6 protein-coding genes are annotated in these 16,216 nt (G+C 42.2%); 4 read left to right on the forward strand and 2 right to left on the reverse strand.

The window, feature by feature from the left end:
• Window positions 1–595: 595 nt before the first annotated feature.
• Window positions 596–1,315, forward strand: coding sequence for a two-component system response regulator ArcA (gene arcA / locus CIK00_RS07585; RefSeq protein ID WP_101768294.1), 720 nt, complete (start codon window positions 596–598; stop codon window positions 1,313–1,315).
• A gap of 61 nt (window positions 1,316–1,376) precedes the next feature.
• Here arcA and arcB read toward each other — a convergent pair whose 3' ends face one another.
• Window positions 1,377–3,734 carry an aerobic respiration two-component sensor histidine kinase ArcB gene (gene arcB, locus CIK00_RS07590; protein WP_101768295.1) on the reverse strand — a complete coding sequence of 786 codons (2,358 nt, stop codon included), beginning with the start codon at window positions 3,732–3,734 and terminating at the stop codon, window positions 1,377–1,379.
• Window positions 3,735–3,876: 142 nt separating this feature from the next.
• Window positions 3,877–4,824: a TIGR01212 family radical SAM protein gene (locus tag CIK00_RS07595; RefSeq protein ID WP_101768296.1), complete on the reverse strand. Its 948-nt coding sequence runs from the start codon at window positions 4,822–4,824 to the stop codon at window positions 3,877–3,879.
• A gap of 519 nt (window positions 4,825–5,343) precedes the next feature.
• Between CIK00_RS07595 and gltB (CIK00_RS07600) the strand changes: the two genes are divergently transcribed.
• The 3 genes from gltB (CIK00_RS07600) (at window position 5,344) to gltB (CIK00_RS07610) (ending at window position 16,213) form a co-directional block, all read left to right on the forward strand.
• Complete coding sequence (gene gltB / locus CIK00_RS07600) at window positions 5,344–9,891, forward strand: glutamate synthase large subunit (RefSeq protein ID WP_101768297.1); 4,548 nt, start codon at window positions 5,344–5,346, stop codon at window positions 9,889–9,891.
• A complete protein-coding gene (locus tag CIK00_RS07605) occupies window positions 9,884–11,350 on the forward strand; it encodes a glutamate synthase subunit beta (protein ID WP_101768298.1) in 1,467 nt (488 codons plus the stop codon). Before gltB (CIK00_RS07600) ends, CIK00_RS07605 begins: the two co-directional genes overlap by 8 nt.
• A gap of 399 nt (window positions 11,351–11,749) precedes the next feature.
• Entirely contained in the window at window positions 11,750–16,213 is a 4,464-nt protein-coding gene (gene gltB / locus CIK00_RS07610; RefSeq protein WP_101768299.1) for a glutamate synthase large subunit, read from the forward strand.
• Window positions 16,214–16,216: the final 3 nt, after the last annotated feature.

Here is a 16,216-nt window from a genome sequence, read left to right on the forward strand (position 1 = left end):
ACGGTAAAACAAACAAAAACATGTAAAACTGACCGTATTTCTTAACAATGACCACAATATTAATTTATGAGATATTTTTTACTGGTATCTATCAACCATAATGAGTGCCAACCCTAATTGATACTGTTACAATATTTAGAGAAAGATGAACTATATGTTGTGTTTTTTATTATCATTAAGCTTAAATATTAGTCAATGGTATTGAGTTTTGTATATTATGATTACTATCATGACACTTTTTATCTACTTAAAGATAAAAGTTAACTAAACTCTGAAATATAACAACTGTTCCTCTCGCTGTTTGATATAAATCAACAAATATATAAATAATCAACATCAAATAAGCTCTCCACATTGTTAGCGAGCTGTTAAGTGAATACAATTGTTACATTATCAGGGAGATTGTAGCCAGCACCCCAAGCTTTATGGGGGATTTCAACATCTAATGCATGTTGAATGAAAGGATGGTGTACCACATAGGTTGTAACAATAAAGTGTTTATTTAAAACATTTTGCCTATATGTGAATTTTTTTTATAGAATTTAACTATTCTGTGATTAACCAGATTTAGTTTCTGATATTAGGTACTGCCAAAATGCAAACCCCTCACATTCTGATTGTAGAAGACGAGCACGTAACACGTAACACTCTAAAAAGTATTTTTGAAGCAGAGGGTTACACTGTATTCGAAGCAAATGATGGCGCAGAAATGCATCAGATGCTTTCTGAAAACCCTGTGCATCTCGTTATTATGGATATTAATCTTCCAGGAAAGAACGGTCTTCTACTTGCGCGAGAACTTCGCGAACAAGGCGATATGGCATTAATGTTCTTAACTGGTCGTGATAACGAAGTTGATAAAATTTTAGGCCTTGAAATTGGTGCTGATGATTACATCACAAAACCATTCAACCCGCGTGAATTAACAATTCGTGCTCGTAACCTATTAACTCGCGCAATGAACCAAGGTCTTCCAGCTGAAGACAAAAAATTGGTTGAACGTTACGAGTTCAATGGTTGGTCATTAGAAATCAACAGCCGTTCTTTAGTAAGCCCAAGCGGTGAACAATTCAAATTACCTCGTTCAGAGTTCCGTGCTCTACTGCACTTCTGTGAAAACCCAGGTAAGATTCAAACACGCGCTGATTTACTAAAGAAAATGACGGGTCGTGAACTAAAACCACATGATCGTACTGTTGATGTGACTATTCGTCGCATCCGCAAACACTTTGAATCAGTAGCTGATACTCCAGAGATTATCGCAACTATTCACGGTGAAGGTTACCGCTTTTGTGGCGATTTAGGCGAAGAGTAATCTCTTTACTAATCAAAGAGTTAAATAAAAAGGCGACCATGGTCGCCTTTTTTATTGCTCGTTACTGCTGATTTAGCCATGTTTTGAGTACATTAATGTCATCTTGATAGCTATATTTAATCTCATCAACCCAATCATTAATATTCTCCCACCATGCAGGTAACTCTGGTGATTGTGCTTTCTGAGCTATTTGCTGAATATGTTTCAGACCGATAGAGCCCGCAGCACCTTTGATCTTGTGCGCTTCAAATTTAATCCCATCTTGATCTTTTGCTGTCATATTTGAATCTAAAATCGCAAGGTAATCTGGCATCATTTTCTCAAACATTGCAATACTGGTATATACCGGCTCAGTACCAACGATTTCAACATATGAGGTTAACATTTCTAAATCTAATAATGTGTCAATCACACTGCTATGAGTCATATTACTATTATCAATAACATCTAAATCTGTTGCTTGAATTTCATGGCTACAACTTAATACAAGATTTTCAATAACATTAGTAATGGCTTTAACACTCAACGGTTTATTCAATACTTCATCCATGCCTTTAGCAAGATACTCCGTTTTATCGTTAACAACATTAGCCGTTAATGCTACTAATGCAGGTAGATCTTGATACTGTTGACGTAATTTTTGAGCAACATCAAATCCTGTCATATCAGGTAACTGAATGTCCAATAACACCAAATCATAATCTTCAGGTTTAAACATCGCTAATGCTTGATCGCCACGCATTGCTACCGTCACCTCATGCCCTAAGCGCTCAAGTAATGATTTAGCCACTACAATATTCAGTTCAATATCTTCCACCATGAAAATACTTAAGCCTGTCATTTCTGGACGCACATCAGTCACAACATGTTCTTCAATCACCGTTTCAACTAATGGCACCTTAATTTTAACGGTAAATGTACTACCAGCACCTACTTCAGAGTCGACACTAATCTCGCCGCCCATTAAGTGAACTAATTGCTGTGAAACAGCTAAACCAATCCCAGTACCTACCGCATGTAAATTATCGTCACCTTGTTGGACTTGATAATACATTGCAAAAATATTATTAATTTCAGTTTTAGGAATACCAATACCACTATCTTCTACTTCAAAAATAATATTCGCATCATGATCATGGATTTCACTACTAACAGATAATACAACACCACCTTGTTTAGTAAATTTGGTCGCATTACCAATCAAATTCCATAACACTTGTCGTAATCGAGTACTATCAACTTCAATATTTTGTGGAAGTTCAGTCAAACATTCTAAATCAAATCGTAGTCCTTTTTGCTCGGCCATTAATTGTGAAATATTACCAATGTCTTCAATAAACTCATGAAGATCTAATGGCTGAGGCAACAATTCTAAACGACGACGATCTGATTTATCTAAATCTATAATGTCATTAAAAATATTACCTAAAGTAATCGCACTAACATGCACCGTTCTTAAATAACCACGTTGTTCATCGGTTAACTCAGTTTCTAATAACATACGGCTTAGTCCGACAATGCCATTTAGTGGTGTACGTAGTTCATGGCTAATCGTCGAAATAAAAGCGGTTTTATCACTACTGGCTTTTTCTTGTGCGTCTTCGTATTGCTTGCGTTCAGTAATATCGCGTCCAAACCCCATCAGACCTAAACGTTTACCATTACGGTCATAAAGAGGCACTTTACGTAATTCAAACAACGCTTTTTTACCATTAGGATAATCCAGCCACTGTTCATCTGTCATGGCGGTATTATCATCAAATAATTCTTGGTCTGTTTTGAGAATATGCTTAGCAACCTCTGCCGGATAAACATCCCATGGTGTTAGTCCAACTAATTCTTTTTCACTCTTACCGACTAATTCAGCCATCGCACGGTTACAACCTGAAAATTGATTCTTCTCATTACGGTAGTAAATCAAATCAGGAGAGGCATCTAAAAATGATTTTAATAATGCACTTTTTTCAGCAACAGCCAATTGCGCATTCTCACGTTGATAGACTTCATTTTCTAAATCTTGCATTGCTTCTTCGCGCGCTTCTTCGGCTTTTTCTCGCTCTTCAATTTCAGAATTTAGCCGCGAAACATTCGCTTGTAACTGTTGATTTAGCTCCATATCCCGCGCACGCATTTGTTCAAGTTTAGTCACTAATTTAGATAATCGTTGCCGTGAGTCTTCTAATTGATCGACCACTACTGACAGAAAATACACCGCCCATGGGGTAATACATAAACCAAACGTAACTGAACGAATAATTTCAACGTCACGCATTGTTCCTTGCAATAAAAGCGTTACGCTAATTTGTACAACCAACGCTAACGCAACTAATGCTGCCGCCAATAATAAGCTAAAACGGAAGATGCCTAATTTCACTAATAAATCGACATAAAATTGGGCTAAAATTTTGACTTGCTTCATCAATGAATACCAATAAAAAGAGCCTCGCCACGATGGCGAATACTATTGTTAATAATAATCGCTCTCGCCGTCAGTACCTAAGCGAAAACAATAAAGTTTTATTATGACGCACAAAAAAAGCCTACTTTAAAGTAGGCTTCATTTAATTATTATTATGCAATATAGGTAATTGATACACGAAGGGATTATCTAAGCCACTCCCTTGAGCGCCATGCTTATTAAGAAGATTCTCAATATCCATCATCGCTAACCAACGATTTTCACACCACATTGGCGCCAGCAGTGTTGGTCGACGTGCACTTGCCGCGACACGATGATAAATCACCTCTGGCGGCGTAAAACGGATCATCTCACTCGCAATATCGGTATAAGTTTCAATACTGATCGGTTGTAATCGCCCCGCTTTAAAGGCTTGTCCCATTTTACTACCTTCAACTATATGTAACGGGTGCAATTTAATCCCATCAACACCGACCTCAACCACTTTATTTAATGTCATCAAATTATCGGCCTTAGTATCACCAGGCAACCCAACAATTAAATGGGTACAAACTTTAATACCTAATGCACGCGCACGCTGAGTAATATCAGCATAACAAGCAAAATCATGACCTCGATTAATCCGTTTAAGGGTTTTGTCATTCGCAGTTTGCAAACCAAGTTCAAGCCAAATTTCATAGCCCTGTTCTACATAACCAGCAAGCAATTCTAATACTGCATCAGGCACACAATCGGGACGAGTACCCACACATAAGCCAACAATATCAGCTGATGTTAATGCTTGTTCATACATCATTTTTAAGCTTTGAACTTCAGCATAAGTACTGGTGTAAGCCTGAAAATACGCTAAATAACGTTTTGCACGATGGATCTCTCCAGCACGAGCCGTTAATTGTTGTTGGATTGGTACAAACTGATTATTTTCATCCGCAAATGATGCAACATTACAAAATGTACAGCCTCCACGACCAATAGTGCCATCACGATTAGGACAGCTAAAGCCACCGTGTAAGGTGAGTTTATGAACTTTCTCACCATAACGATGTTGAAGATCTTGCCCAAAAGTATTGACGAGTTGATGCAATTGCATAGTATTACCTAGCGTTTAAAACAATGAATAATCTACGTCAACGCAGACCAATAAACAAAAGAGCCGCAACATATCATCAATCACCATAGCGTAGATTGTGCTAAAACAAAGAACGCCCTCTCTATGGGGTTTCGTCATCACTTTACGCACTCATTTAAACAACATAATTACATTTTAACAGGCTTCATTTATACATTGATTATGTTAATTTTTATTGGTAATTAATGTATCAAAATTGTAGGATGGTTACACTTGCGTTTAATTTATAAACAAAAAAAGCCCTGCAATTACGCTATTTTGACGTGATTAATCTGGTTATTGAACCATAAGTAACGTGTTTATGGCAGTTAACCGTAATACAACAGCATTAAGTTTGTGAATAAAACCAATTTCATCGTCATAAACACGCTCTCAATGATACAGGACAGGAGTCCATCTCAATGTACATTGATTGTGCAAATAAATTAGGGATAACCAAGTCTTAGGAATATGGCTTGATGTAACTGGAAGGATGTATCTATGACAGCTCAAGAGCATAACGCTCAGGGACTTTATGTGCCTGAATTAGAGCACGATGCCTGTGGTATCGGCTTTGTTGCCCACCTTAAAAACCGTAAATCTCACCAAATTGTCACCCAAGCTCTCGATATGCTTGCGCGTATGGAGCACCGTGGTGGTCAAGGTTGTGACCCGAGTAGTGGTGATGGGGCCGGCATCTTACTGCAAAAACCCCACGAATTTTTATTAGAAGAAACCGTTAAGCTAGGGATGAAATTACCCGCTTTTGCACAATATGGTGTGGGCGTGGTGTTATTCCCTAAAGACGAACATAAACGTCAGCAATGTCGTGATATTCTTGAGCGCAATGCCAAACGTCTTGATCTAGAAATTATTGGTTACCGTGTACTTCCGGTTGATAATTCAATGATCGGCGAAGATCCACTAAGTACTGAACCTCAATTTGAACATGTATTTATTACCGGTGGCGTCAATTTAGATCCCGCCGTATTAGAACGTAAACTTTACGTATTACGTAACTATACCGTACGCGTCTGCTTAGAAAGCGTGTCTAATATTGGTGATGATTTCTACATCAACTCACTGTCTTATAAAACATTAGTTTATAAAGGTCAGTTAACAACTGCCCAAGTACCACAATACTTCCTTGATTTACACAATCCAGCAATGGTAACCGCCTTAGCGTTAGTTCATTCCCGTTTTTCAACTAACACTTTTCCTCGCTGGCGATTAGCACAACCTTTCCGTTACATTGCCCACAACGGTGAAATAAATACCGTGCGCGGTAATCTTAATTGGATGAAAGCCCGTGAAGCTATTCTTGAATCTGACTTATTTAGCCACCAAGAAATCAGTATGTTGCTGCCAATTTGTCAGGAAGGCAGTTCAGATTCGTCCAACTTTGATATGGCACTTGAGCTATTAGTGCTTTCTGGCCGTAGTTTGCCGCATGCTTTGATGATGTTGATCCCTGAAGCATGGCAAGAAAACACCAGCATGGATCCTAAGCGACGCGCTTTTTATCAATACCACGCCAATATTATGGAACCGTGGGATGGCCCTGCGTCTATCTGTTTTACTGATGGCGTACAAGTGGGTGCAACCCTAGATCGTAATGGGTTACGTCCATCACGCTATACCGTGACTAAAGATGATTTCCTGATCATGGCATCAGAATCAGGAGTGGTAAAAATTGCCCCAGAAAATATTCAGTTCCGTGGCCGTTTACAACCGGGGCGCATCTTCGTTGCCGATCTTGAACAAGGTCGTATTATTTCAGATGAAGAAGTCAAAGATAGTATCGCGACCTCACAGCCATATGAGCAATGGATCAAAGATAATTTACTGACACTAAAAACACTGCCAGATGCTGACAACATGTACCACCAGCCAACCCCTGAGCGTTTATTGCATCATCAACAAGCTTTTGGCGTTAGCTCAGAAGAAGTTAACGATATTATCGTACCGTTAGCCAATACAGGTTATGAACCACTTAGCGCAATGGGTGCCGACTGGCCATTAGCGGTGTTGTCACACCAATCACAACACTTATCGAATTACTTTAAGCAACTGTTCGCACAGGTAACCAACCCACCGATAGATCCTATCCGTGAACGAATGGTGATGTCACTCAATACCTACCTTGGTAAAGATCAGAATTTACTGACAGAAACCTCTGAGCATTGCCATAAAGTCGAACTTGAATCACCGGTACTATCAAACGCTGAGTTAGAAAAAATTCGCGCAATTGATAACGAACATCTGCAATCAAAAACATTGGATATTGTGTTTCGAGCCAGTGGTGAACAAGGCAAACTTGATCGCGCCTTAAAGCGTATCTGTCAGTATTCTGAAGATGCGGTGATTGATGGTTATTCAATCATTATTTTAACGGATCGTGCGGTTAACTCTAACCATGCCGCCATCCCCGCGATGCTTGCCGTGGGCGCTGTTCACCATCACCTGATCCGCAAAGGTTTACGCGCTAAATGTGACATTGTGGTTGAAACCGGTGATGCCCGTGAAACCCACCATTTTGCGACTCTTATTGGTTATGGTGCCAATGCGATTAACCCTTATTTAGTCACTGAAACACTGGTTGATTTACAACATAAACGTAAACTTGACCCTGAGCTGCCAACCGATACTTTATTTGATAATTACCGTAAAGGGATTAACGGCGGACTACTAAAAATCTTCTCTAAAATGGGAATTTCAACGTTGCAGTCTTACCATGGCGCACAGATTTTTGAAGCGCTGGGTATCAGCAAATCCGTGGTTGATAAATACTTCACCGGTACTGTTACCCGTATTCAAGGGTTAACCATCGATGATATTGCTCAAGAAGTACTAGTACGTCACCGTGTTGGTTACCCAACCCGTGAAATCCCATTACAAATCCTTGACGTGGGCGGTGTCTATCAGTGGAAACAACGCGGTGAAAAGCACCTGTTTAACCCTGAAACGATTTCATTATTACAACAATCAACCCGTAACAAAGATTATGCTCAATTTAAGCAATATACCAAAGCGGTTGATGATCAAGGTGACAATGCCGCGACATTGCGTAGTCAGTTAGATTTTGTCAACAATCCAGCCGCGTCAATTGCACTGGAAGAGGTTGAATCACTTGAGAAGATCCTCAAGCGCTTCGCAACGGGTGCAATGAGTTTTGGTTCGATTTCTTATGAAGCTCACTCTACTTTAGCTGTAGCCATGAACCGCATTGGCGCTAAATCTAACTCAGGCGAAGGAGGTGAAGACCCTACCCGTTTTGATAAAAAAGATAACGGCGATTGGGAACGTTCAGCGATTAAACAGGTGGCATCAGGTCGTTTTGGGGTTACCTCATATTACCTCACCAATGCTGCTGAACTGCAAATCAAAATGGCACAGGGCGCAAAACCCGGTGAAGGCGGACAACTACCCGGCGACAAAGTCGATGACTGGATTGGCGCAACCCGTCACTCAACCCCTGGGGTCGGCTTGATTTCACCGCCACCTCACCACGACATCTACTCTATTGAAGATTTAGCCCAGCTGATTTTTGATTTAAAAAATGCTAACCGTGACGGTCGCGTTAATGTCAAATTAGTCTCAGAAGCGGGTGTTGGAACCATCGCTTCAGGCGTTGCCAAAGCCAAAGCCGACGTTGTACTTATTGCAGGCTTTGATGGCGGTACTGGTGCATCACCAATGTCATCAATTCGCCACACCGGTTTACCATGGGAACTTGGCTTAGCTGAAACCCACCAAACACTGCTTAAAAATGGTTTACGTAACCGAATAGTAGTGCAGTCTGATGGGCAAATGAAAACCCCACGTGACCTTGCCATTGCGACCTTACTCGGCGCTGAAGAATGGGGCGTAGCAACCGCAGCACTGGTGGTTGAAGGCTGTATCATGATGCGTAAATGTCATAAAAACACCTGTCCAGTTGGGATTGCGACTCAAAATAAAACCCTCCGTGAGCGCTTTGATGGTCGTGTAGAAGATGTCGTCACCTTCTTCCAATACATGGGTGAAGGTTTACGTGAAGTGATGGCTGAACTTGGTTTCCGTACCATTGATGAAATGGTCGGCCAAGCGCAGAAGCTTAAATTGCGTGATGATATCGGCCACTGGAAATACAAAAACCTCGATCTTAGCCCAGTACTGCACATTCAACCGCCACGTGCTGAAGATGGCATTTATAACCAACGCCAACAAGATCATGGTTTAGCAAACGTATTGGATCGCACCTTGATTCGATTAGCACAACCCGCATTAAGTGATGGTGAAGCGATAACGGCACAACTACCGATCATCAACACTGATCGTAGTGTCGGCACTATGCTGTCTAATGAAATATCAAAAGTCTATAAAGACCAAGGCTTACCACTGCCAATGACGGTCAAGTTTAACGGCTCTGCTGGTCAAAGTTTTGGGGCTTTCCTTGCAAAAGGGGTCCACTTTACCGTCGAAGGCGATGCCAATGATTACTGGGGTAAAGGCCTTTCTGGCGGTACGCTAGTGCTCTACCCTGATCGTCAATCCGATATTATTGCCGAAGATAATATTGTGGTCGGTAATGTTTGTTTCTATGGCGCGACTTCTGGCGAATCTTATATTCGCGGCCTTGCAGGTGAACGTTTCTGTGTTCGAAACTCAGGAGCTAACGTTGTCGTTGAGGGCATTGGCGATCACGGCTGTGAATACATGACAGGCGGTGTAGCCGTTATTCTGGGTCAAACCGGACGTAACTTTGCCGCAGGCATGAGTGGCGGGGTCGCTTATGTGTGGGATCAATTTGGGGATTTTGAAACCAAGCTCAACGCTGAATTAGTCGACCTTGATCCTATTGAAACTGAAGATAAAGAATTATTGCTCGATATGTTAACCAAACATATTGAATTAACGGGTAGTACGGTCGCAGAACTGTTCTTGTCTAACTTTGAGGCTAATCTCAAACAGATGATGAAAGTGATGCCAAGGGATTACAAAGCCGTACTACAACAGCGTCAAGCTGCCGCTCACAACAAGGAAACGTTGGAGGCCATCAATGGGTAAGCCTACGGGATTTTTAGAATTTGGGCGCGAACTGCCAAGTAAGTTAGATCCAAGCGTTCGTATTCAAGACAACAAAGAATTTGTTCTTAACGAAGAATTTGGTGACAAAATTCAAGAACAATCATCACGTTGCATGGATTGTGGTGTACCTTTTTGTCATAACGCATGTCCGATTGGTAATATTATTCCTGAATTTAATGATGCGGTTTACCGTGATAGCTGGGAAGAAGCGTGGAACATTTTAAGTTCAACCAATAACTTCCCAGAATTTACCGGTCGCGTCTGCCCAGCCCCTTGTGAAAGTGGTTGTGTGCTTGGTATCAATCAAGATCCAATCACCATCTGTAATATTGAAAAAACTATTGTTGAAACCGCTTATCGTAACGGTTACACCAAACCTAAAATTCCACGTTCGCGGACGGGTAAAACCATCGCCATTATCGGTTCTGGTCCTGCGGGGTTATCTGCCGCTGAACAATTAAACAGTGCAGGTCATACTGTTACCGTGTTTGAGCGCGATGAAAAAGTGGGCGGTTTACTGCGATTTGGTATTCCTGACTTTAAGCTTGGAATGGATATTATTGATCGTAAAATTGACCTGATGGCGCAAGCTGGTGTGAAATTTGAAGTCAATGCTCATATTGGGGTCGATATTAACGCCCAACAGTTACGCCAAGAATTTGATGTTATTTTGCTAACCGGCGGTTCAACTGTCCCGCGTAATTTACCTATTCCTGGGCGTGAGCTTAATGGGGTTCATTTTGCGATGGACTTTTTAGCCCAAAATAACCGCCGTGCAAATGATATGGATCTCAAAACAGCTGAAGTGCATGCGCAAGATAAGCATGTCGTTGTCATTGGTGGTGGTGATACAGGATCAGATTGTGTCGGTACTTCCAACCGCCATGGTGCGGCAAGTATTACTCAAGTTGAAATCATGCCATTGCCGCCAGAGCAACGCCCTGCCAACCAACCGTGGCCGTCATACCCGATGATCATGAAAACTTCGACATCGCATGAAGAAGGTTGTGATCGTTATTGGAATATTCTTACCAAAGAATTTATTGATGATGGTAATGGCAATGTTAAAGGGTTACGAATCGCTGATATTGCATGGCAAGAAGCAAAACCCGGTGCAAGACCAAACTTTGAAGAAGTGGCAGGAACTGAACGCATCATCGCTTGTGATATGGCCTTTCTAGCAATGGGATTTTTACACCCAGAGCCAACAGGCGTGTTAGCACAGTTGGATATTAAACTCGATGATCGCGGTAATGTTACCACTCAGAATTTCGCCACCAGCCAAGCTGGCGTATTTGCCGCAGGTGATATGCGAACCGGACAATCATTAGTGGTTCGTTGTATTAACGAAGGTCGTGAATCAGCACGGTCAATTGATAACTACTTGATGGGTAACTCCCATCTCGAAGCGAAAGCGAATTCTTTGATGCTTTCGTAATCTTTATTATTATTTGATTCAACTGAAAAATTTAAAGCCAGCGCATTAACGCTGGCTTTTTATTGATTACAGCTCAGACGATTATTTTATTACACAAATTTATAACATCCCACCTCGTAACCCACCAAATTTAGTCATTTTTTAATCTAAAAACACAGTAACTAACCCTTAATTAACACTCGAAAAAACTTACAGCTGTAATGAATATAATTTTATTTCAGACAGTTAAGGTTAATAAAAACCAGTTAATGGTTATAAATATCATTTGTTAGCAATATTTGACCTTTTTGTAAATTGTCGTTAATTTGAAATGTCGTAGGAGGCAAAATGCGCGATCAATCTTGATTTCCATTTTGCAGTAAAACTGTTTACAGCAAACAGGAGCAAGGGAGAATTGCAATGTCACTGTATAACCCATCACTAGAAAAAGATAACTGTGGCTTCGGTCTTATCGCCCACATTGAAGGCGAAACTAGCCATAAACTTGTTCGTACCGCAATATCTGCCCTCGATCGCATGACTCATCGAGGAGGAATTGCTGCGGATGGGAAAACTGGCGATGGCTGTGGTTTATTAATTAAAAAACCTGATAATTTTTATCGTATTATTGCCGCAGAAAAGCAGTGGAATTTATCGCGTGAATTTGCAGTAGGAATGATATTCCTCAGTCAAGATCCTGTCCTCGCTCAACATGCACGTGAAATTATCAACGAAGAGTTGATCACCGAAACCTTATCCATTGCAGGTTGGCGTGAAGTGCCGATCAACGCCAGTGTTCTCGGTCCGATTGCCCAACAATCACTGCCAACCATTGAACAAGTGTTTATCAATGCCCCAGCAGGATGGAAACCACGGGACATTGAACGTCGGCTTTATATTGCTCGGCGTCGAATTGAAAAACGTATTACAGACGATAAAGATTTCTATATTTGTAGCCTTTCAACCCAAGTTACGGTCTACAAGGGGTTATTCATGCCCGCTGATCTGCCTAAATTTTATCAAGATTTAGGGGACATTCGATTAGAGTCATCAATCTGTTTATTCCACCAACGTTTTTCAACCAATACTCAGCCACGATGGCCATTAGCGCAGCCTTTCCGTTACTTAGCCCACAATGGCGAAATCAATACCATTACCGGTAATCGTCAATGGGCACGCGCACGCGCTTATAAATTTAGTTCACCATTATTACCTGATTTAAAGACAGCAGCGCCATTTGTTAATGAAACCGGATCTGATTCATCCAGCCTTGATAATATGCTGGAGCTGTTTTTAGCCGGCGGTATGGATCTCTTTCGTGCGATGCGAATGCTCGTGCCACCAGCATGGCAAAATCACCCTGATATGGATCCCGCATTACGTGCTTTTTATGATTTTAACTCCAAGCACATGGAACCATGGGATGGCCCCGCAGGCATTGTAATGTCAGATGGTCGTTACGCGGCGTGTAACCTTGATCGTAATGGCTTACGCCCTGCGCGTTATGTGATCACTAAAGATAAACTGATCACCATCGCTTCTGAAGTCGGCATTTGGGATTACACCCCTGATGAAGTGGCAGAAAAAGGCCGTGTCGGCCCCGGTGAGTTATTGGTTATCGATACAAAATTCGCCAAAATCTGGCATTCACAAGATATTGATAACGAACTGATGAGCCGCCATCCGTATAAGCAATGGATGGATACTCATGTTCAACATTTAGTGCCCATTGAACAGTTAGATGATAGCCATATAAGCCAACGTAGTTTGGATGACAATCAGCTTAATACTCACCACAAACAATTTAATGTCAGCCGTGAAGAACTCGATCAAGTGCTGCGGGTTATTGGTGAAAATGGTCAAGAAGCCACAGGATCTATGGGTGATGATGCACCGATGGCAGTATTGTCATCGCAACAGCGCCCAATCACCGATTATTTCCGTCAAATGTTTGCGCAAGTGACTAACCCGCCGATCGATCCTTTGCGTGAAAAACATGTGATGTCCCTTGCGAGCTGTATTGGCCGTGAGATTAATGTGTTCTGTGAAACCGACAGTCATGCTCAGCGAGTGGCATTTAAATCACCCGTTTTACTCTATTCTGATTTCAAACAGTTACTCGATCTCGATCAGCAATACTATGCCAGCAACCAGCTTGATATTAATTTTGACCCGCAACAAACGGATCTTGAGCAAGCCATTGTCAGCCTCTGTGATAAAGCGCAGCAGTTAGTCAAACAAGGTGCAGTTCTGATTGTGTTATCCGATCGCACCATCAGCAAAGATACTCTACCCATTCCAGCTGCGATGGCAGTGGGTGCCATTCAACGCCGATTAGTCGATAACAATTTACGTTGTGATACCAATATTGTGGTTGAAACCGCTACCGCACGCGATCCGCATCAATTTGCAGTGCTGTTTGGTTTTGGCGCTACGGCGGTTTACCCCTACCTTGCCTATGAATCATTAGCAAAAATGGTTGATAGTAAGGTGATTGATAAGCCATACCGCGAAGTGATGACTAATTATCGCGACGGGATCAATAAAGGCCTGTTTAAGATCATGTCCAAAATGGGCATCTCAACCATTTCCTCTTACCGTTGTTCAATGTTATTTGAAGCGATTGGCTTAGGTAATGACATTATTGAACTGTGTTTCAAAGGGGTTTCAAGCCGTATTGCTGGCGCTGATTTTAGTGATATTCAACAAGACTTGCACAACCTTGCACGTACAGCATGGCTAAAACGCAAACCGATTGATCACGGCGGTTTACTTAAATATGTTCATGGCGGCGAGTTCCACGCTTATAACCCTGATGTGGTTTCGACGCTACAAAAAGCAGTAAAATCTGGTGATTATCAAGATTACCTTGTTTTTGCAGAGCAAGTAAATCACCGCCCAGTGGCTGCGATTCGTGACTTATTGACCTTAACGGATAACCACAATCCAATTGCGATTGAGAACGTAGAAGCCGCAACGGAATTGTATAAGCGCTTTGACTCAGCAGCGATGTCGATTGGCGCGCTAAGCCCAGAGGCACACGAAGCCTTAGCGATTGCGATGAACCGTTTAGGCGGCTGTTCCAACTCAGGTGAAGGTGGTGAAGATCCACGCCGTTTTGGTACTGAGCGTAACTCACGCATTAAGCAAGTAGCTTCCGGTCGCTTTGGCGTCACTCCGCATTATTTAGTCAATGCTGACGTAATCCAAATTAAAGTCGCGCAAGGGGCAAAACCCGGTGAAGGCGGTCAGCTTCCGGGGCATAAAGTCACCACAGAAATTGCCAAGTTACGCTTTGCCGTACCTGGGGTGACCTTAATTTCACCGCCACCACATCACGATATTTATTCGATTGAAGATCTGGCGCAGCTAATTTTCGATCTCAAGCAAGTCAATCCAAAAGCCTTGGTGTCTGTCAAACTGGTATCAGAACCCGGCGTCGGCACTATCGCGACGGGTGTTGCCAAAGCCTATGCCGATTTAATCACTATTTCAGGTTATGACGGTGGTACGGGCGCAAGTCCACTTACGTCAGTCAAATATGCGGGTAGCCCGTGGGAACTTGGATTGGCTGAAACCCAACAAGCATTGGTGACGAATGGCTTACGTCATAAAATTCGTCTGCAAGTGGATGGCGGCTTAAAAACAGGCCTAGATGTCGTTAAAGCAACGATTTTAGGGGCAGAAAGCTTTGGCTTTGGCACTGCGCCAATGGTGGCGCTTGGATGTAAATATCTGCGTATTTGTCATCTAAACAACTGTGCAACGGGCGTTGCGACTCAAGATGAAAAACTACGCCGAGATTTCTTTAAAGGCTTGCCAGAACAGGTAATGAATTACTTTATCGGTGTCGGCGAGGAAGTTCGTCAATTGTTAGCCCAACTTGGGGTTAAACAATTAATAGACTTAATCGGTCGCACTGATTTATTGCAACAACTTGAGGGCTTTACTGCCAAACAATCAAAACTGGATTTAAGTCCTTTATTAGTTGCACCAACACCACATGCTGGCAAAACCGTGTATTACAGTGAAACCAATAGTCCATTTGATGATGCACAGTTAAGCCAGCAGTTACTAGAACATACGCTAAGCGCCATAGAAACGCGCAGCGGCGGTGATTATCACTTCCCTATCTGTAATACCGATCGTTCAATTGGCGCGCGCTTATCCGGTGAAATCGCCCTTCGTTATGGTAACCAAGGCATGGCTTCAACACCGATCACGCTCCACTTTATCGGTACGGCGGGGCAATCCTTTGGGGTCTGGAATGCGGGCGGTTTAAACCTTAATTTAACCGGCGATGCTAACGATTATGTCGGTAAAGGCATGGCGGGAGGAAAGATTGCTATTCGTCCACCACTCGGCTCAGCGTTTAAATCCAGTGATGCCACCATTATCGGTAACACTTGTTTATACGGTGCAACAGGCGGCAAGTTATTTGCCGCAGGTAAAGCAGGCGAGCGTTTTGCGGTGCGTAACTCAGGTACGATTGCGGTAGTAGAAGGGGCTGGTGATAACGCGTGTGAGTACATGACGGGCGGTATTGTGGCTATTTTAGGTAAAACAGGGGTGAACTTCGGTGCCGGAATGACGGGTGGTTTTGCGTATATCTTAGATGAAGATGGTGATTTTACAGGACGCGTAAACCCTGAGTTAATTGAAGCAGTCGCACTTGATCAACTCAAAATCCATCAAGAACATTTACGCGGATTAATTGATCGTCATCTGCAAGAAACAGGCTCAACCCGTGCTAATGAAATTTTGGCTAACTTTGACCAATGGATACCAAAATTCTATCTTGCGAAGCCAAAGTCAGCGGATATCAATACGCTGTTAGGCCATCAAAGTCGTTCAGAATCTGAACTACGTCTTCAGGCACAATAAGGG

The sequence above is a fragment of the Photobacterium carnosum genome (assembly GCF_002849605.1).
Lineage (GTDB): Bacteria > Pseudomonadota > Gammaproteobacteria > Enterobacterales > Vibrionaceae > Photobacterium > Photobacterium carnosum.

What these genes read in the sequence shown, in the direction of transcription:
- arcA (WP_101768294.1), top strand. Translation starts at nt 596, where the DNA reads ATGCAAACCCCTCACATTCTGATTGTAGAAGACGAGCACGTAACACGT.
- arcB (WP_101768295.1), bottom strand. Translation starts at nt 3,734, where the DNA reads ATGAAGCAAGTCAAAATTTTAGCCCAATTTTATGTCGATTTATTAGTG.
- CIK00_RS07595 (WP_101768296.1), bottom strand. Translation starts at nt 4,824, where the DNA reads ATGCAATTGCATCAACTCGTCAATACTTTTGGGCAAGATCTTCAACAT.
- gltB (WP_101768297.1), top strand. Translation starts at nt 5,344, where the DNA reads ATGACAGCTCAAGAGCATAACGCTCAGGGACTTTATGTGCCTGAATTA.
- CIK00_RS07605 (WP_101768298.1), top strand. Translation starts at nt 9,884, where the DNA reads ATGGGTAAGCCTACGGGATTTTTAGAATTTGGGCGCGAACTGCCAAGT.
- gltB (WP_101768299.1), top strand. Translation starts at nt 11,750, where the DNA reads ATGTCACTGTATAACCCATCACTAGAAAAAGATAACTGTGGCTTCGGT.